Raw genomic sequence first — 17,954 nt, 5'->3', positions numbered from 1 at the left:
TTAAAAAAAATATTTTAATTTTATTGAGTAATTTGATAAATATTCTTTTTTTAAAAAACTTAAACAGTTTATTGTTCTTTCATTTAAAACGCCTGAATATAATGAAATACCCAGAGAATAAAAGGGGGAGTTTTTCATATGACTTTAAATTTAACAAACACTGTTTTTAATTTTTTAAAGAAAAACCCGACAAAAAAGTTTACAGCTCGAGAAATTGCTCAATGGATATTTGAAAATTACCCAGAAAAATGCCGTCAAAAACAAAAGAATTCAACGGCAATAATCACTCCCCTTAATAGTGATGCGGCTCTTATTCAGCAAATTGTTGCTGAAATAGGGGCAAAACGCCCTCAGTTACAAAAGCGTTATTCAGAAATTAAAACCACTGAAGGACGACCGAGACAATATTATTTTACTGAACAAACAGATAGTGCTGAAATTGACGCAATAGAGGACAATGCAAAGAGTAGAACAGAAGATGGCTCTGTTAAAGAGCATGATCTTTATCCATTATTATCTAAATTTTTATGGTCAGAGCTTGCAGTTTATAGCAAGCGCATTAATGAGAAATGTTCTCGTAATAAACATGGTGCAGGCGGAAATAAATGGCTTTATCCAGATCTCGTAGGGATGCAAGATTTAAGCAAGGAATGGAATCGTGAAATCAAAGCCTGTATTTTGCAATATTTTGATAAAAAGACAAAGCTTTGGTCTTTTGAAGTAAAAATTCTCATCAATCGTTCAAATTTACGAAAAGCATTTTTTCAAACAGTTAGTAATTCTTCATGGGCTAATTTGAGTTATTTAGTTGCTAGTGAAATTGAAGGAGTTGATACATTAAAAGAGCTTCGGATGCTTTCAAGTTTGCATGGAATTGGATTTATAAGACTTAATAAGGAAAACTCTTCCGAGAGTGAGATCTTAATTCCTGCCAAAGAACGTAGTGATATTGATTGGGATACTGCTAATAGATTAGTGGAGGAAAACGAAGATTTTCTTGATTATATTAAGCTCATTCGTCAATTTTATCAAACTGGTGAGATGCGTCCTCTAGATTGGGATCATATGTATCTATGAGGGGTATTTTTAAAAAGACTCTATTGTTTAAAAGCTTTTTTTCAGAATGATGAAAATTACTCTAACTATTTTATTTGTCTTATTATATTGGTATAATATGTTGATTTACTAATGATAATTAGTCTTTAAACTTAAATGAGGGGAATGAATATCCTAGTATTCAATCCTTTCAAACCATCTCATATTGATATTGTATCAATTAAAATTTTTCTCACGTACCTCATGTGTAGGGTTGAGTAGGGGAAGAGTAAAAATTCTGTTTTAAGCCTGTTCTATTTTGTGCATTGAGCGTGATTCCATTAAATACTAGACTTAATGATTATAATTTATTATAAATTTGCTATTATAGAGGGTGAAATTCGACTTTTTTGCTTTGTTTACATCAAGCATGGAAAATATTACTTCCTCATATTGAAGTCTTCTTACGGAGAATTTACACTACTATTTCTTTAATTTCCATTGCTGTTCGTTTTGATGATTACTAAGCTTTTTGTTATCCGAAGTAAACATTCAAAAAAACATTAATTTTATAAAATATTCACATAGTTTACTCAATTTCTTGAAATAGATTTAAAAAATAAATTTCTCTCACACCTTATGGTAAAGGAAGTGTGTACTGTCGCAGTCTGCCACAATACTCTCTTTATTTTTCAATAATACCGCACGCTAAACGTGCACCACCTCCGCCAAGCGGTAATGGTTTATCTGATTGATTATCAGCCCCTAAATGAATGACTAAAGAGCGCCCTTTAATTTCAGAGATTTTTTTTAATCGTGGAGCAAGAACGCTCATTATGGCATATCCCTGCTTATCAACATAAAGTACTGGTAAATCACCAAGATGACCATTGACATTATAAGGTCCTAAATGTTTTCCGGTATGTTCCGGATCATAATGTCCACCTGCGCTTCCACCAATTATGCCATCTTTTGTATCACATGAAGGATTTACATGTACATGAAAACCATGCATTCCTTCTGATAAAGTAGATAAATTAGGGATGAAAATCAAACCGTATGTGGTTTCTTCAATTTTAATGCTACCAATAGCCTTTTTGGAATTGTTATATTCTAATTTATAAATATTTACTTGTTTTGATAGTGCTAATGCAGAATTTTTATGAATTAAAAATGCCATAAAAAACAATAATGATAATAATATTTTTTTCATAAAATACCTTTATACTTATATTTTAATATATTGTTGTCTATAAATAACAATCTATATTAATGATATATTATATAAATGTCTTAAATTTAACTTTAAGAAAAATAATTTACATAGAAATATTCTGTTATTAGAAAGAGCAAATAAATTAAAGTGTGTTTATATATATTTCTGAACATAACTTTTATTTTTTGATCTATAAAAAATACAGCTTTTATGGATGGATAATTATATCTCACTTACATTTCTTCAAGAGATGCTTTTAAAAAATCTACTTTTTGAGGTATAATAAGAAATTAAATAAGGAATTTTAGTAAGTTAGCTATTATTTCATTTACAATATGATGATCGTTTCATCAAAAAAAGAACATATAATTTGTTGATGATTTAATTGTTTTTCATAGAAAAAATGACGAGAAATTTCTATTCATTATGAAATTTATAAGAGAAAAAATTATTATGATTCATATAAATTTCCCAATAAAATACAGCATATACCGACACTCCCTCCCATTCCTGATCCTATCAGTGCTCCTATTATTATTCCGGAAGAAAGTGCTACTCCTATACCCATTGCGATAACTGGACCAAATCCTGGAAGAGCAATATAACCATAAGCTGCAAGAGTTGCCGCGATAGCTCCTGATATGCTACCATTTAAACCGCCAATGAAAGCAAATTCTTTAATAGAATGGTAGCACTTTTTTAATTTTTTTTTCTTACAGCTGTGAAAAGAAACGTTGCTGTAAGTTTTTAAATCAATCATATTCTTTTCTTTCATTTTGAATGCTAACTGTTCCTGAATAGTCAACGGATACGAAAAAATGGGACTTTTTAAATTTTACTAAAGCACGCCAGATACCATTGTCATCTAAGCGCAATCGTTTAATATTCTCAAAACCATTTTGCATAAGACAATTTTTAACTTGTGAAGCAGTAAATGAGTTCTGACCTATTTTAGTGACCTTTTGAGTAGAGCTATAGGTAAAGGTTTGACAATAAGGAAGGTAAAAAACTTCACTTATTGAAGTCGTGACTATCAACGAGACACATGCAATCATTATAAAAAAAGTACTTAATTTCAAAAAATTATTTAGTGTCATCTTGTTACCATTTGTTGAAACAACACTTCATTAACCTCTGTGTTACTAACAGGTTCCAAAGATGATTTTATTTTTAATATTATACTTAACAATAAAAATTTTTAAAAATATATTGATTAAATAAAACTGTTTTTTTATTATTTATTTTCTTATTAAAATTAATTTTATAAAATAACTTTTTCAAAACGGTATTATTTTTCACTTTATTTATAGTTCTAAATTTAACAGCTATGATTTAGCAAGATATCTTTATAATTTAATTTGTAGTATATAATTCAGTTTTCTCTTATTTCATATCAATATACTAAATATATATAATAATTTTTAATAAAAAATAATTTACAGTTATATTAATTAAACATGTTATTATTATAAATAAATCAAATAAATATAATTAATTATTTTAATATAAATTGTTACTTCTTAGAAAGAACAAAAATATTTTTTATATTAGTAATAGATATGATTCAAAATGCAATTTATTATTTTACGTTATTATCCATTATTGCTTAGTAGAGCTGTTTTGATGATTTTGTTGGAAATATTTGCATAATTTCCTTGAATCCATAACCGGGATACATTCCTTCGCGCATAAATAAATTACGTAATGGTGGGAAACTATGCAACAAACCAAGCCCAATGCTTCGTATGATATGAACAGGCAACATATGAGAAAGTAGAGCAGAGTTCAGTGTATGAACAGCTCCACTTCGGATTAATATATCTGGTTTGCGGCATTTGTTATAATGTGCAACAATCATTTCAGAGTTAGAATTGGATATTTTATTGGGTAAAATATCAATTAAAGTTTGGACATCACGGAATCCTAAATTCAATCCCTGTGCCCCAATAGGGGGAAAAACATGAGCGGCTTCACCCACTAAAATTGTTCGATTAGCAGCAAAATGATGAGAAAGAAGTCCGAAAAGCGGCCATGCTTGAATTGATGTTTCTAAGCTTAGCTTTCCAAGCATTGATTGCATTTGGTTTTCGATCATTTTTGCAATTGTTTTTGGTTCTATATTTAATAATTCCTCAGCGCGGGAAGGATGAACAACCCATACAAGACTAGATCTTCGTCCTGGTAGTGGGACCTGTGTAAATGGACCGTGTTCTGTATGAAATTCAGTTGATGTATTTTGATGAGAAAACTCATGAGAAAAGTTGAGAACAAGTGCTTTTTGTGGATAATTCCACTGTTTCACACTTATCCCTGCTGCGGCACGTGTAAGAGAGTGACGTCCATCAGCTGCAACAACAAGTGGTGCTTGAATAATTCTATGATCAGCAAGAGTAATGCATACATGGTTTTTTGTGTGATGAACAGATTTGGCTGCAGAAACAAATCTTGTAATATTGGGCGTATGTGTAACAGCGTCGACTAAAGCACTGTTCAATTTTACATTAGGTATATTATAGCCAAAAGCTTTTTCGCCAATTTCAGTAGAAGAAAAATGCACCGTAGGAGCATGCACAATTCTAGAAGTTATATCTATAATTCTCATGGACGATAAAGCAGCTGCATGTTTTTGAAGATTATCCCAAATATTGAGTTTTTGAAGCATGCGTATTGCAGGCATCATAAGAGCCGTTGTCCGTAACTCATCTGTATGAGCAGGGGGCCCAACAAGAAAAACAGAAAGCCCCTTCTGTGCAAGACTCAGCGCGGCTAACATTCCGACAGGACCTGCACCAATAACAGCAATATCTTTATGCTCTTCCTTTTCAAATATCACAACGATTTGAACCTTTATTCATTGAGAAAATATTTTAACATTTCCAAATGATCTCTCTCTTTTTATTATATGAAGCTCTTCTATTATTATAGTATGTAATAAATAATGCGATATAAAAAAGTAACCTTTTTATGATTTTTTTAAATGCTGAGTTATATCATCGTTAAAAAATGGCGTATTGATAGATGGTTGAAGACTTTAAAAACGAGGATAAGAAAACCTTGAAACGTAAATTAACAAAGAAAATCAAAACAAATGCTAAATTATTACGCCATAAAAAAGTAACAATGCCACAAGCAAAGGCCTTTTCCGTTCATTTACTAACAGCTTCGGGATCATTTTTAGCGTTTCTTTCTCTTATATCAGCCTCTCAAAAAGAATGGACAGCTATGTTCTGTTGGCTTGGGCTTGCTCTTCTCGTTGATGGTATAGATGGACCAATTGCACGCAAACTTGATGTTAAGTACGTTCTTCCAACATGGTCTGGAGAGCTGTTAGATAATATTATTGATTACGTGACTTATGTCTTAATTCCTGCCTTTGCACTCTATCAAAGTGGTTTCATGGGAATAGGGTTATCATTTTCATTGAGTGCAATTATTGTTATTTCATCTGCTATTTATTATGCAGATACTAGTATGAAAACCAAAGAAAACTTTTTTAAAGGATTTCCTGTTGTTTGGAATATGATGATTTTTACGCTTTTTGTCGTCAGACCAGGAGAGTGGATTACTTTTATCATTATTGTTCTATCGGCGATTATATCTTTTTTGCCAATTTATTTTATTCATCCAGTAAGAGTCCTTCGTTTACGTAGAATTAATTTTCCCATTTTTCTCTTATGGTGTTTTTTTGGTGTTTCTGCCTTCTTTTATCAACTAGAGGCTCCCTATTGGGTTAAAATAGGAATTTCGGTAACAGGAATTTATATATATTGTATTGGCGCAATCATGCAAATATTTCCTAAACTTGGGGAAAAAAGTATAAAAAAAACAATGAAATAATTGTTTTAAGAAGGGTGTGAGATGCAAATTAATTTTGGAGCAGATGATGATATTTCTTTTACGAAAGAAGGGCGTGCTGGTATTATAAAGCTCACACGTCCTTCAGCATTAAACGCTCTTAATCAACGAATGGTTTCAGCTTTAAAAAAAGCTCTCAGAACATGGGAAACAGATGATAATGTTTCTTGTGTCTTAATTGAAGGGGAAGGGCGTGCTTTTTGTGCTGGTGGAGATGTTGTAGAAATCTATCATATGGGGAAAAGTGCTGCTGCTTGTCAATACTTTAGAAATGAATATAGTTTAAATGCTTATATCAAACATTTTTCAAAGCCCTACATTTCTTTCTTAAACGGTATTTGGATGGGAGGAGGGGTAGGTATTTCTCTCTATGGCTCGCATCGAATTGTTACAGAAAATACAGTTTTTGCTATGCCAGAAGGTGCGATTGGATTTTTCCCAGATGTAGGTGCAAGTTTTTTTTACCATCTCTTCCCAATCATTTTGGTATCTATCTTGCATTAACGGGCGCACGTATAAAGTGGGGAGATTGCTTAAATTTAGGATTAGCAACACACGCCGTTGCTGAAACTGAATTCGATATGATTAGAAAAGCTGTTATTGAGCAAGGAGATCCTACTTTAGCTTTAAACGAGCGAACAATTACAAAAGACTATGAAACAAGTCATGAAATACGTTGTATTATTAACACTTGTTTTAGTGCCCATACCTTAGAAGAATGTCTCGAGTTGCTACATAAAAAAAGCAATGAAGATGTTTTATTTGCTAAAGAATGTTATGATATTTTGCAGTCACGTTCTCCGACAAGTTTAAAAGTTATCTGGAAACAAATGAAACAAAATTCATCTCAAACGTTGGAAGATTGTATGAAAATTGAAAACCGCATAGCGTATCATATGATTCATTCACATGATTTTTATGAAGGTATACGTGCTATGTTAATCGATAAGGATAAAAGACCTCAATGGCAACCAGATAAACTTTCAAATGTGACAGATGAAATGGTAGATTCTTACTTCCAACCTGTTGAACAAGAGTTATTATTGTGAAAAATAATTCTCACAAACAGATTTCAAAAATCAATTTAATCTATAACTGTTACTTACGGTTTTTGGCACTTATTTGCTTAGTTCTAGGTATTTGTTATTGGATACGCCTTGTTGGTGTTTTTCCAGGTATTCTATGGCGTTTTGATCTTATGCCTTGGCAGTGGCAATTTGCATCAGCTATATTGGCTATTCTCTATCCTATTGCCTTAGTTGGACTTTGGATGTATTCACTATGGGGTATCATTGTGTGGTGTATTGCAGCATTGATTGAAGCAATAACAATATATTATTCCGATTTTATTTATCAGCCATTTGTACCATTATTTCATGGAATATTGTTTTTAGCTTTTATAGTACTACAAATTGTAATTATTTTTTTTAAAAGAGTAAAAAATAAAAAAACATTGTGATTGAAATTTTCGAGCCAGAATAACAGGCTCGATTTTCGATCTTAGCTAACTTAAGTAGCTCATTTTAAAGCTTCGTTCCTCAAAACGCTGATGCTAGCTATACTTCTCCATAAAGTTCCATAATATATATTATGCGATAATATGATGCAGAAGATAAATCCTTTATCCAAAAAGAAAACCCTCCTTTAAAACATCATCATATTTATATCATACAATTTACTTTTAAAATAAAATTTGGTCTTTAAAGTACATTCCTTAAAGACCAAAAATAGTGATAGTGATAATGAAATTACGTATAATAAAACTAAGAAAAATTATTGTGCTATTTGACAACGTTTCGTACGTGCAAGATCACTCAAAACAGCATTACGGTTATTTAAAGCTGAAATTTCATTACTTTCACTGGATTTAGGATCTATAAAAAACAAAGCAGGAAGAAATACAAGACTTGTTGCTGCTAAAGCCGCATTTTTATTTCTTGCTTTATAACGCTCTCTAATTGTAGCATCGATTTGGCGCTTATTAGCAAAAAATTCCCGTTGAATATCAGAACAACTCATTGTTCCATCATGTAATGTGGTAACTGGAATATTTTTTTCTAAACGCCCCCCACATGCTGTCAAAAAAAAACGCTAAAACGACAATACATACACCCCATTTAAAATTTTCTTTATACATAAAAACCTCACTTTTAACACAAAATGTTTTTAATGAGATTTAAATAGAGCAAAAGTAAGATTAAAATTTTAACAAATATACTATCAACAAAAATATATTTCGTTAATAAGTTCACGCATCTGTTTAAAAAGTAAGACCTTGATATGCAGGTTTTACATAGGATGGGACGTAATTTACGACCACATTGTAATTATGTGTGAGTAGAGCTTCAATGATGAGAACATCCAAATCCATTAATTTCGATTTGGTCTTTAAGGTATATTCCTTAAAGACCAAAAAATGAAATTACATATGATAAATAAGAAAAATTACTGTACTATTTTACAACGTTTCATACGTGCAAGATCACTCAAAACAGCATTACGATTATTTAAAGCCGAAATTTCATTGCTTTCACTGGATTTAGGATCCATAAAAAACAGAGCAGGTAAAAATACAACACCTGCCGCTGCTAAAGCTACATTTTTATTTCTTGCTGTAGAACGCTCTCTAATTGTATCATTAATCTGTCGTTTATTAGCAAAAAACTCCCGTTGAATATCGGTGCAACTCATTGATCCATCATGTAATGTTGTCGTTGCAATATTTTTTTCTAAACGCCCCCCACATGCTGTCAAGGAAACTGCTAAAACGGCAATACATACACCCCGCTTAAAATTCTTATACATAAAAACCTCATTTTAAACATAAAAAAGTGATATTTATGTCAAAAATAAAACAAAATAAAGGATAATCTTCAAAAAACTTTATTTAACGTAAAATATTGTATGAATAAGCTTATGCAGTTGTTTCGAAAGTAAGGCCCTGATACGCAGGTTTTACATAGGATGGAACGTAATTTACGACTGCATTATAATCCAGCGATCTATCCATATGTGTGAGTATTGCTTGTTTTGGCTTTAAATATTTTATCCATTGTAATGCTTGATCAACAGAAAAATGACTTGGGTGAGATTTAAATTGAAGGGCTTCGATGATGAGAACATCCAAACCCATTAATTTGGATAATGTTTTTTCAGGAAATTCACTAACATCCGTACAATAGGCAACGTTCCCAATCCGAAAACCTAAGGAATGAATGTTTCCGTGGTGTTGTAAATGTGTATTGACGCTTATTTCTCCGCCCTGCCCCTGAATAATAAATTGGCTATCTTCATTGATAAGATGCTCTTTTAAAATGGGAGAATAAGATGAATCTTTTGGAGTTTGAAAACAATATCCGAAAGCACTTTTGAGATGCTCTAGTGTAAATCTGTCGGCATAGATATCTATTAAACATTTTTGTGCAAGTGCATAGCTGCGTAAATCATCAATACCGTGGATATGGTCTGCATGAGAATGCGTGTAAAGAGCAGCATCAAGATGGCTTACACGCGCATCGATCATTTGTGAGCGAAAATCTGGACCTGTATCAATAACGATCGTTGTTTTGCCTCCTGAAGGTTTAATACGTTCAACTAATAAAGAACTTCTGTAGCGTTTATTTTTAGGGTTATTCGGATCACATGTTCCCCAATCACCATTAGGTCTTGGCACTCCTGGAGAAGGACCACAACCTAATATTGTAAATCGGTATTGATCACACATATCTTTTGCCTTATTTCATTTTGCTAAATAAACGAAAAGCATTACGCGTTGTTATTTGAGCTGTTTCTTCAATGCTTAAGCCAATTGTTTCAGCCAAAACAGCTGCTGTATAACATACAAAAGATGGTTCATTTGTTTTGCCCCGATGGGGACTAGGTGCTAAAAATGGAGCATCTGTTTCCACTAACAAATGCTCATGGGGCACAATTTTTGCTATTTCACGGATTTCAAGTGCGTTTTTAAAAGTAAGAATACCCGAAAAAGAAATATAACCACCAAGTTCAATTCCAGCACGAGCAAGTTGCATTCCAGACGAATAACAATGAAGGATAAAGGGAAAAGCTCCTTCTTTTATCTGTTCACGTAATATTTTCTCCATATCGATATCGGCATTGCGTGAATGTATAACAAGAGGAATCTGTGTTTCTCGAGAAGCAATGATATGTTCTTGAAAAACTTTCTTTTGCTCTTCTGGTGTAGAGTAATCATAATGATAATCAAGGCCCCCTTCCCCAAACGCAACAATTTTAGGATGATTCGAGAGCTGTATAAGCTCTTCCGCTGTAATATTTTGTTCTTCATGCGCGTGATTGGGGTGTGTTCCAACGGAACAAAAGACTTGATCATAGCTTTGCGCAATGGCTAACAGTTTATCTAACTTATGAACATGGGTTGAAATTGTTATCATACGTTTAACGTCAGCATCTAAAGCCCGTTGGATAACATTATCCAAATCTTGTGAAAAGTCTTCAAAATCAAGATGACAATGTGTATCAATCAACATGATGAGTGTCTTCTTTCTTCAAGATATAACGAGGAAAAATTGGTTCTGGTGGTGGAAGATCAAGCCCTTCTTGAATTTTTGAATGACTTATATGATACAATAACCGATCATCTTCAGCAACCGCAAGGCTATCAAGAAGTTTCGTTGCTGATTGGGGTATGAAAGGCAAAAGCATAATTCCTATTCTCCGCAAGATTTCTACAGTTATATAAAGAACTGTAGAAAATCGTTCTCGATCGTTTTTACGTAAACTCCAAGGTTGTTCGTTGGCAAAATAGCGATTGGCATCTGCTACAATTGAAAAAATAGCTGAAAGTGCTAAATGCATACTATAAGAAGACATAGCTTGGTGTACAGTTTCAAGTACTTGAAGAGATTGTTCTAAAAGCTGTTTATCTTGAGCTAAAAATAAAGCTGGTTTCGGGACTTGTGCATTACAATTTTTGGCAATCATAGACAAACAGCGCTGTGCTAAATTACCAAGATCGTTAGCAAGATCAGCATTAATACGGTTCACAAGGCTTTCATGACTATAACTACCATCTTGTCCGAATGGCACTTCACGGAGAAGGAAATAACGGACCTGATCAAGACCATAATGATCAACCATTTCAAAAGGATCAACGACATTTCCAATAGATTTTGACATTTTTGCACCACGATTAAGTAAAAAACCATGTGCAAAAATATTTTTAGGCAATTCAATTCCAGCAGACATTAAAAATGCCGGCCAATAGACTGCATGAAAACGAATAATATCCTTACCAATAATATGCGTATTTGCAGGCCAAAAATCACGTTTTTTTGAATTTTCATTGAAAAAACCTATTGCTGATAGATAATTTGTAAGCGCATCAACCCAGACATACATCACGTGCTTTGGATTCTCAGGAACAGCAATTCCCCAGTTAAAACTTGTGCGTGAAATAGAGATATCTTTTAATCCCGATTTGATAAAACTTATAATTTCATTACGCCGCTCAAGTGGCAAAATAAAATCAGGATATTTTTCATAATATTCAAGAAGAGCCTTTTCATAACCAGAAAGTCTAAAAAAATAACTTTCTTCTTCATTCCATTCAACTGGAGAGCCTAATTCCTTCTCGCGACGGATGTTGTCTGCTCCAACTTCTGTATCTTTCTCTTCATAATACGCTTCTTGGCGAACCGAATACCACCCCGTATAACGACCGAGATAAATATCGCCATTTGCTTCCATCTTTTTCCAAATTTCTTGACAAGCTTGATAATGGCGTTCTTCTGTCGTACGGATAAAATCATCATTAGAACAATTTAATACTGCAAGCATTTTTTGAAACACCGCACTATTACGATCTGCAAGTTGCTGAGGTGTCATGCCTAATGCAGCTGCGGTTTGTTGCATCTTGAGACCATGCTCATCTGTACCAGAAAGAAAAAATACATTTTTTCCGTTTAACCGTTGAAAGCGGGCTAAAACATCGCTTGCAATGGCACTATAAGCATGTCCAATATGTGGAGCAGCATTAGGATAAAAAATGGGAGTTGTTATGTAATATGTGTCACGCATGTCATACTCGTTGTAAAACGCTATAAATAGAAGAATATAATGACATAACGCTTGTTCATCGCATTGTCACGGAAAAACTAATTCTCATGAATGATCTTATGAACTTTAAAAAGTAAGTTAATAACAAACTGCTTTTTATCGAGATTAAACAGTTGTATTTCCTCTATTTCTTGATGAATCTCCTGCCATTTTTCCGCATATTTTTTTGAGAGAAATAAGTCTCCCTTTTCAACGAGCATGATAGCTTTTTTTTGAATTTTATTAAGAATTTCATCACAAAATTGTTGAAATTGGAATGTAGAAGAAGCAGATGAAAATGTTTGTGCAAGAGTATGTACAATTGTTGCGTTACAAACAGGTTTCTCTAGGAGAGCATCAATTGTTTTAATAACTTCAAGACCGCCATGGCAAATAAGTAAAGCGGCTTTTCGAGGACTTCCTTTAGATTTTTTAATAATCATTTCAATTGTTTTTTCATCAGGTAAATCCTGATCGGCGAAAATATGTATAATAACTTTTTTCATTTCATCGTTATTCAACGGACGAAAAGAAATTTTTTGACACCGTGAATGGATTGTTGGAAGCAATTTTCCTGAAGAATGTGCGATAATAACAAATAACGTTTTTGTAGGTGGTTCTTCAAGTATTTTGAGAATTGCATTTGCTGCATTTCTATTCATATCATCTGCAGAATCAATAATAACAATACGCCATCCATTATCTTGCGATGTTCGACTTAAAAAATGCATAATATCACGGATATCATCAACGAGTATTCCTGTTTTAAACTTTTGTGTTTTCACATCAAATCGACGTGAAATATACAAAAGACCAGGGTGACTTCCTTGTGTAATTTGGCGCCATGGGGTAGAATAAGGATCGGGTTTCAAGAAAGAACTCTGTTGAAAACTTAAAATGTTCCAAGCAAGATGAAAGGCTAATGTAGCCTTTCCAATCCCGTATTCTCCTTCAAATAATAATGCATGATGCAAACGCTCTTCTTTAAGCATTTGTGTCAAAAAATGACGCACATCCTCATGACCAAAGATAACATTGTTCTGGGATGGTGATAAAATTGTATCAATATCATCATATTGGTGTAAGGTATTTAAATTACTCATGAAAGCTGATCCAACAATACCTGATGACAAATATTTTTTATTTGATGAGCAATAGCTTCCACTGAGCCAGTGGCATCAATGACTCGAAATCTATGGGGTTCTTGTTTGGCCAATTGAAGAAAAGCCTGACGTCTTTGTTCTTGAATTTCCAACTGATCTTTTTCAAAATAATCAATTTCTTCTGTTTTTTTTCTTCGTAAATTTGCACGCTTCATACCACACATTGCTGGCATATCTAATAAAAATGTTAAATGAGGCAAAATACCATTGAGCGCAATACACTCTAAAACAGAAAGAAGAGAAGAACTGACTCTATTATTGAGTCCTTGATAAACGCGTGTAGAATCAATAAAGCGGTCACATAAAACGATTTTACCTTTTTGCAAAGAAGGTGCAATAACTTCATGAAAATGGTCAGCGCGTGCAGCTGTAAACAAAACAGCTTCAATCAACGGTCCATACTGTTGCGTCTGCCCCGACAACAAAATATGCCGGATTGCTTCTGCTCCTGGCGTTCCTCCTGGTTCTCGTGTTGTAACAACATCATAACCTTGGTGAGAGAGAGACTCAGCAAGTAAAGAAATCTGCACCGTTTTTCCTACCCCCTCCCCTCCTTCGAATGTAATAAAATAACCTGACACGTATGACCTTAACCTTATTAGCGCGTAACTACAAATATTTCCGTAACCATCCAATTGTTATTTCATAGAATGCATTTTTTACTTTTGCAAAGAAACTTCCTTCCTGAATATTCATTCCGGCAAAAACTGGTTTTTCCAGAAGAATCTTTTTATCTTCTAAAATTTGAATAACACCAACTGATTGCCCAGAAACGATGGGGGCTTTCAATGGACCATGATATTTAATTTTTGCTTTAACATTTACTTTTTTTTCATTCGAAAGCATAAAACTTATTGGTGTTTTAACAATGAGTGGAACAAAATTTTTCTTACCACCGTAAACAGAAGCACGACCAACCGTTTCTTCTTTTGTGAAAATTGTTTTGAGATCAAATGCCGTCATCCCCCATTGAAGAATGCGTTCTATTTCTTTTGTATATTTTTTACCATCTTGCAAACCATTGATTGCTAAAAAAAGACGTCGATGATTTTTAGAAATGGTGGCAACCATTGAAAAACCTTCTTTTTCACTGTAGCCAAAACCAAATCCTTCTACACCAATTTCCTTAGAAATAAGAGGGTTTTTATTACGTTGAAAAATATTATTCCATGTAAAATGAGGCTCACAATAAAGTGCATAATAATCCGGATATTCCTGAACAATATGACGTGCTAATATAATCATATCACGCACAGTTACAAATTGTCCCTCTTCGGGTAGCCCTGTAGCATTAACAAAATGACTCTGAGATAATCCGATTATTTTTGCGCGCTGATTCATCAGTTTTACAAAATGATCTTCATGTCCTGATATTCCTTCAGCAAGAATAATAGCAGCATCATTTCCATTCACAATAATTAAACCACGTAAAAGATCAGAAACACTGATTTCTGTCTTTATCTTTGCAAACATAGTGGTTGTACCGGAAGGTGCTCCACCTTTGCGCCAAGCATTTTCACTGACCTTGAATTTCTGCGTACTTTTTAATAATCCTTTTTTTAATTGATGAAATACAACTTCTGCTGTCATCAATTTTACTAATGAAGCAGGAAAAAAAGGAATATCACTTTGTTTTTCATAAAGTATTGTCTCTGTATCATCATCGAGTAATAACAGTTGTGATGCGGGAGTTTGAAAATCTTGTGCTCTCCCCCACGTATCAAATGCCAATACTCCCCATAATATCAATAAGATCCTTAATGCTGTATACATAGCTGCTCCTCCCATCCCAAAGATCAACATAAAGAATCTTATATAGGAAAAAACTTTTTTATTTCCGCAAATTAAGGAATTATTGACAACTCAAGAAAAGATTTTATTTTTATTCAGCGTTAACAAAAGTAATATGCTGCACTTTTTATCTTCCACGTAGATTCATTTTAATCTTTTAAAGTATGAGAGACAAAAGATTTTTTCCTATTTTTATTGATAGTATTTTGATTTGTTATGATAAATTATCATTTTAAAATTGAAGCTAACTCAAAATACTGTAAGATTCTCTCATCCCCTCTTCTCATATTGAATTCATTAAAAATCGCTTACTTACGGGTCATAAGTAGGGTTCGTATATGGATAAAAATTATTAAAAAAGAGAGTAAAAATACTTCTTATAAACCTCTCAAGTGTTAAGAATTATCGCACAAAACATTGGGGGCTTGCAAAGTGTATGATGGTGTCGATTTATATCTTCATAAGAGTAAAGATGCTGATGTCTAAAGGCGTTAACAGTTATACCATTCACAGGCGCTGTCGCAAAATAGGCTTGTAGCGTGTTAAAGTATGTCTCTTTTAAATAAGTCCATGAATTGGCAATGTAAGTGTATTTTGTTTGAGACGCTCTGTTTTTCGTGAGGGAACTTACTCCATTAAAGAACATGATAAACAAAAGCATGAGATAATGCATAATCTTTTCATAAGATATTACCGTAGATACTTTAGAAAGATGCAAGGCCGAATCAAAAGAAAATATTTTTTTACTTGTTAAGCTTTTTATTCCTCTCAAATCGAGAGTACAAGTTGTTTTAGAGATTACACAAACAGACTGACACAATAATTTACCTTCGTCTAGCAAAAGCTATTACAGCAAGAAAAGTACACGCTTTATTAAGCAAGCAATATCATAAAACGACGAATAGACCAGCAATGGAGTGGAAAGGCCGTACTGAATTTATAATAATAGAACCCAACCACGCTTTTTGAAAAGGACAAAGCGCTTTAAGATAAAAATCCTACACTAAATCCGTAATTTCTTACCTTTTTTACTAGAAAATTATATAGATAAAAAATCAATGCATTTTTTCTTAAAACAGTTGTAGCCAATTAACCTTTGTTTTTTTGTTTAGCTTATTTATAGAAGCAACTTGATCGAATGGTATCGGCTTATCAACCATGATAGGACCAATTTCTGGCAATTTAACTGCAACAGTTTTATTACGTTGTTCTTGTTCAACAGCAGCTGCTTTAGCTAATTCTTTTTTGTTCCTTGTATTGCACTGCTCTTTTAACAAAACAGTTTCTCTTTTTTTCGCAACATTTTCCGACGCTAATGAATATGGGGCAGCATTTCCAGGAGTATAAGAGGACATTAAATATGCAGCATCATAATAGCCAACAGGTGCTTCAGCAATATATTCTACTTTAACATCTGCGACCCCCCTATCTACATACCCCAATATTGCCGCAGCTTGCCTTGATAAATCAATGATTCTGTCTTTCATAAAAGGTCCGCGATCATTCACTCTAACAACGATTGAAGACCCATTTTTCAAATTAGTAACACGAGCATAGCTAGGTAAAGGCATTGTAGGATGAGCAGCAGTCAAAAGATTCATGTCATAAATTTCACCGTTGGCAGTTAAACGTCCATGAAAATCTGAACCATACCATGATGCTTCGCCAACACGTTTATAAGTTGGATCACTTTGAGGATAATACCACTTTCCTTTTATTTGATAAGGTTTACCAACAATCGCTCGTCCACGCTTTTTTTCTTCCGATTGATTCTTCTTATTAGATACTTGTTGAGGTAGTACAGAAGTGTTTACGTTAATTGGTTTATTATGATAGGAATCTTTTATTGAAAAATTCATAGTTTGGCTTGCGCAACAAGATACCAGTGACTGAGAAATGACGATCATAGAAAACAATTGAAGTGTTGGTTTAATCATAAAAGTAATTTTCTTTTTTCTATTTGAAGGCATCTATTCAGTCCACTTATTTCTGTTAAGTACTACTTGTAAAAACCACGTCACGCTTTTTGTACGCAACGGAAGAATTTACGTTTTTAAATGATTCCCCTCGCGCATATACCACTCTTGAATTGGCCCCTTCTATCAAGAAATTAACGTATTGTTAACCTTTTTATGGTTTTCATACAAAATAAATGTACTATAGTAGATGTTAAAAAGATTAAAATTTAAACAAATCAACATCTTATAGAAAATTCATTTCATAATATAAGTGTGAATAAGTGGTGATTTTAGCAACTGTTTTGCGAATCATGTAATGCAGTGGGTATTAAAAACCACCTATGGATTGAGAAAATTAGAAACCGCATGTGCTGCCAACGCAGGTACAACCCTATCCGTAAGTTTGTTGAAAATGGAGACAGCATAGCACCGCTCTATTCCAAAAACAGCTGATAGAAAATGACAGACTATAGAATCGATAAAAACTTCAAAAAGAATCAAAACAAAAAAGATTCTTAAATTTTTTATAGCCTATTGATATTACTTAAATTTGGTGAGCGCGCAGGGATTCGAACCCTGGACCTACTGATTAAAAGTCAGTTGCTCTACCAGCTGAGCTACGCGCTCTCACACAAGCTATCTAGTTTGCAGAAAGTGAAGGGAACATACGGTTGACTTTCCATTTGGTCAACACCTTTTGGAAAAAATATTATTATTTTCTTCAGTTATCAATAATTTTCCGTTTTCGCCCCTTTACTTCATCATTGTATAAGTACTCTTTAATCTTCTTTTTGAAGTTTCAATAAAGGAAAAATTTCACTGCAAAATATTGCATAGATTCGAAGCGTTAAAATTATGAGC

Annotated in this window: 15 protein-coding genes, 1 tRNA gene and 3 pseudogenes; 4 read left to right on the top strand and 15 right to left on the bottom strand. The window is 33.2% G+C overall.

Annotated elements, in window-relative coordinates; translation table 11 throughout:
* Positions 1-138 precede the first annotated feature (138 nt).
* Positions 139-1,077, top strand: coding sequence for a COG2958 family protein (locus ACFIMM_RS07025; protein ID WP_375638398.1), 939 nt, complete (start codon positions 139-141; stop codon positions 1,075-1,077).
* A 643-nt stretch (positions 1,078-1,720) separates the two neighbouring features.
* Here the strand turns inward: ACFIMM_RS07025 and sodC are convergent.
* From sodC to ACFIMM_RS07005, 4 genes are all read right to left on the bottom strand, one after another.
* Entirely contained in the window at positions 1,721-2,248 is a 528-nt protein-coding gene (sodC, locus tag ACFIMM_RS07020) for a superoxide dismutase [Cu-Zn] SodC (protein WP_375613433.1), read from the bottom strand.
* 454 nt (positions 2,249-2,702) lie between these two features.
* Positions 2,703-3,026 carry a hypothetical protein gene (locus tag ACFIMM_RS07015; protein WP_375675849.1) on the bottom strand — a complete coding sequence of 108 codons (324 nt, stop codon included), beginning with the start codon at positions 3,024-3,026 and terminating at the stop codon, positions 2,703-2,705.
* Positions 3,004-3,348 carry a hypothetical protein gene (locus ACFIMM_RS07010; protein ID WP_375638399.1) on the bottom strand — a complete coding sequence of 115 codons (345 nt, stop codon included), beginning with the start codon at positions 3,346-3,348 and terminating at the stop codon, positions 3,004-3,006. The genes ACFIMM_RS07015 and ACFIMM_RS07010 overlap by 23 nt, the downstream gene beginning before the upstream one ends.
* Before the next feature lie 509 nt (positions 3,349-3,857).
* The gene (locus ACFIMM_RS07005) at positions 3,858-5,084 is read right to left on the bottom strand and encodes a UbiH/UbiF family hydroxylase (protein ID WP_375632233.1); all 1,227 of its coding nucleotides are present in this window, start codon (positions 5,082-5,084) and stop codon (positions 3,858-3,860) included.
* 185 nt (positions 5,085-5,269) lie between these two features.
* On the opposite strand from ACFIMM_RS07005, the gene pcsA reads away from it, so the two are divergent.
* The 3 genes and pseudogenes from pcsA to ACFIMM_RS06990 all read left to right on the top strand — a co-directional run bounded on the left by pcsA (position 5,270) and on the right by ACFIMM_RS06990 (position 7,565).
* Positions 5,270-6,088 carry a phosphatidylcholine synthase gene (pcsA, locus tag ACFIMM_RS07000; protein ID WP_375638400.1) on the top strand — a complete coding sequence of 273 codons (819 nt, stop codon included), beginning with the start codon at positions 5,270-5,272 and terminating at the stop codon, positions 6,086-6,088.
* Between the two features lie 21 nt (positions 6,089-6,109).
* Positions 6,110-7,155 (top strand): annotated as a pseudogene (locus ACFIMM_RS06995) (enoyl-CoA hydratase/isomerase family protein).
* Positions 7,152-7,565 (top strand): DUF6163 family protein, encoded by a 414-nt coding sequence (locus ACFIMM_RS06990; RefSeq protein ID WP_375611911.1) that lies wholly within the window; start codon positions 7,152-7,154, stop codon positions 7,563-7,565. Before ACFIMM_RS06995 ends, ACFIMM_RS06990 begins: the two are co-directional and overlap by 4 nt.
* Before the next feature lie 314 nt (positions 7,566-7,879).
* Here the strand turns inward: ACFIMM_RS06990 and ACFIMM_RS06985 are convergent.
* The 11 genes and pseudogenes from ACFIMM_RS06985 to ACFIMM_RS06935 form a co-directional block, all read right to left on the bottom strand.
* A pseudogene (locus ACFIMM_RS06985) lies at positions 7,880-8,243 on the bottom strand (hypothetical protein).
* Between the two features lie 123 nt (positions 8,244-8,366).
* Positions 8,367-8,495: pseudogene (locus ACFIMM_RS06980) on the bottom strand (MBL fold metallo-hydrolase); the annotation flags it as partial.
* A 56-nt stretch (positions 8,496-8,551) separates the two neighbouring features.
* Positions 8,552-8,911, bottom strand: coding sequence for a hypothetical protein (locus ACFIMM_RS06975; protein ID WP_375606871.1), 360 nt, complete (start codon positions 8,909-8,911; stop codon positions 8,552-8,554).
* 109 nt (positions 8,912-9,020) lie between these two features.
* Positions 9,021-9,830 (bottom strand): MBL fold metallo-hydrolase, encoded by an 810-nt coding sequence (locus ACFIMM_RS06970; RefSeq protein ID WP_375638402.1) that lies wholly within the window; start codon positions 9,828-9,830, stop codon positions 9,021-9,023.
* Positions 9,831-9,840: 10 nt separating this feature from the next.
* Positions 9,841-10,614 carry a TatD family hydrolase gene (locus ACFIMM_RS06965; RefSeq protein ID WP_375638403.1) on the bottom strand — a complete coding sequence of 258 codons (774 nt, stop codon included), beginning with the start codon at positions 10,612-10,614 and terminating at the stop codon, positions 9,841-9,843.
* Positions 10,604-12,163: a methionine--tRNA ligase gene (gene metG, locus ACFIMM_RS06960; protein ID WP_375682773.1), complete on the bottom strand. Its 1,560-nt coding sequence runs from the start codon at positions 12,161-12,163 to the stop codon at positions 10,604-10,606. The genes ACFIMM_RS06965 and metG overlap by 11 nt, the downstream gene beginning before the upstream one ends.
* A 77-nt stretch (positions 12,164-12,240) precedes the next feature.
* Positions 12,241-13,284, bottom strand: a complete 1,044-nt coding sequence (locus ACFIMM_RS06955; protein ID WP_375638405.1) for a DNA polymerase III subunit delta' — start codon at positions 13,282-13,284, stop codon at positions 12,241-12,243.
* Positions 13,281-13,925, bottom strand: coding sequence for a dTMP kinase (tmk, locus tag ACFIMM_RS06950; protein ID WP_375613423.1), 645 nt, complete (start codon positions 13,923-13,925; stop codon positions 13,281-13,283). Before tmk ends, ACFIMM_RS06955 begins: the two co-directional genes overlap by 4 nt.
* A 28-nt stretch (positions 13,926-13,953) precedes the next feature.
* Positions 13,954-15,117 carry a D-alanyl-D-alanine carboxypeptidase family protein gene (locus ACFIMM_RS06945; RefSeq protein WP_375628125.1) on the bottom strand — a complete coding sequence of 388 codons (1,164 nt, stop codon included), beginning with the start codon at positions 15,115-15,117 and terminating at the stop codon, positions 13,954-13,956.
* Between the two features lie 1,088 nt (positions 15,118-16,205).
* A complete protein-coding gene (locus tag ACFIMM_RS06940; protein WP_375682772.1) occupies positions 16,206-17,105 on the bottom strand; it encodes a septal ring lytic transglycosylase RlpA family protein in 900 nt (299 codons plus the stop codon).
* Between the two features lie 539 nt (positions 17,106-17,644).
* A tRNA-Lys gene (locus ACFIMM_RS06935) sits at positions 17,645-17,720 on the bottom strand.
* Positions 17,721-17,954: the final 234 nt, after the last annotated feature.

This window comes from Bartonella sp. AP258QHHD, from assembly GCF_042196145.1.
GTDB lineage: Bacteria > Pseudomonadota > Alphaproteobacteria > Rhizobiales > Rhizobiaceae > Bartonella.
The sequence above is the reverse complement of the archived record's forward strand: the minus strand, read 5'-3'. Positions and strand labels throughout refer to the sequence as shown.

Coding starts and splice junctions, on each gene's coding strand:
- sodC (WP_375613433.1), bottom strand. CDS start 2,248: ATGAAAAAAATATTATTATCATTATTGTTTTTTATGGCATTTTTAATT.
- ACFIMM_RS07010 (WP_375638399.1), bottom strand. CDS start 3,348: ATGACACTAAATAATTTTTTGAAATTAAGTACTTTTTTTATAATGATT.
- ACFIMM_RS07015 (WP_375675849.1), bottom strand. CDS start 3,026: ATGAAAGAAAAGAATATGATTGATTTAAAAACTTACAGCAACGTTTCT.
- ACFIMM_RS06955 (WP_375638405.1), bottom strand. CDS start 13,284: ATGAGTAATTTAAATACCTTACACCAATATGATGATATTGATACAATT.
- ACFIMM_RS06970 (WP_375638402.1), bottom strand. CDS start 9,830: ATGTGTGATCAATACCGATTTACAATATTAGGTTGTGGTCCTTCTCCA.
- ACFIMM_RS06940 (WP_375682772.1), bottom strand. CDS start 17,105: ATGCCTTCAAATAGAAAAAAGAAAATTACTTTTATGATTAAACCAACA.
- metG (WP_375682773.1), bottom strand. CDS start 12,163: ATGCGTGACACATATTACATAACAACTCCCATTTTTTATCCTAATGCT.
- ACFIMM_RS06945 (WP_375628125.1), bottom strand. CDS start 15,117: ATGTATACAGCATTAAGGATCTTATTGATATTATGGGGAGTATTGGCA.
- pcsA (WP_375638400.1), top strand. CDS start 5,270: ATGGTTGAAGACTTTAAAAACGAGGATAAGAAAACCTTGAAACGTAAA.
- ACFIMM_RS06975 (WP_375606871.1), bottom strand. CDS start 8,911: ATGTATAAGAATTTTAAGCGGGGTGTATGTATTGCCGTTTTAGCAGTT.
- ACFIMM_RS07025 (WP_375638398.1), top strand. CDS start 139: ATGACTTTAAATTTAACAAACACTGTTTTTAATTTTTTAAAGAAAAAC.
- ACFIMM_RS06965 (WP_375638403.1), bottom strand. CDS start 10,614: ATGTTGATTGATACACATTGTCATCTTGATTTTGAAGACTTTTCACAA.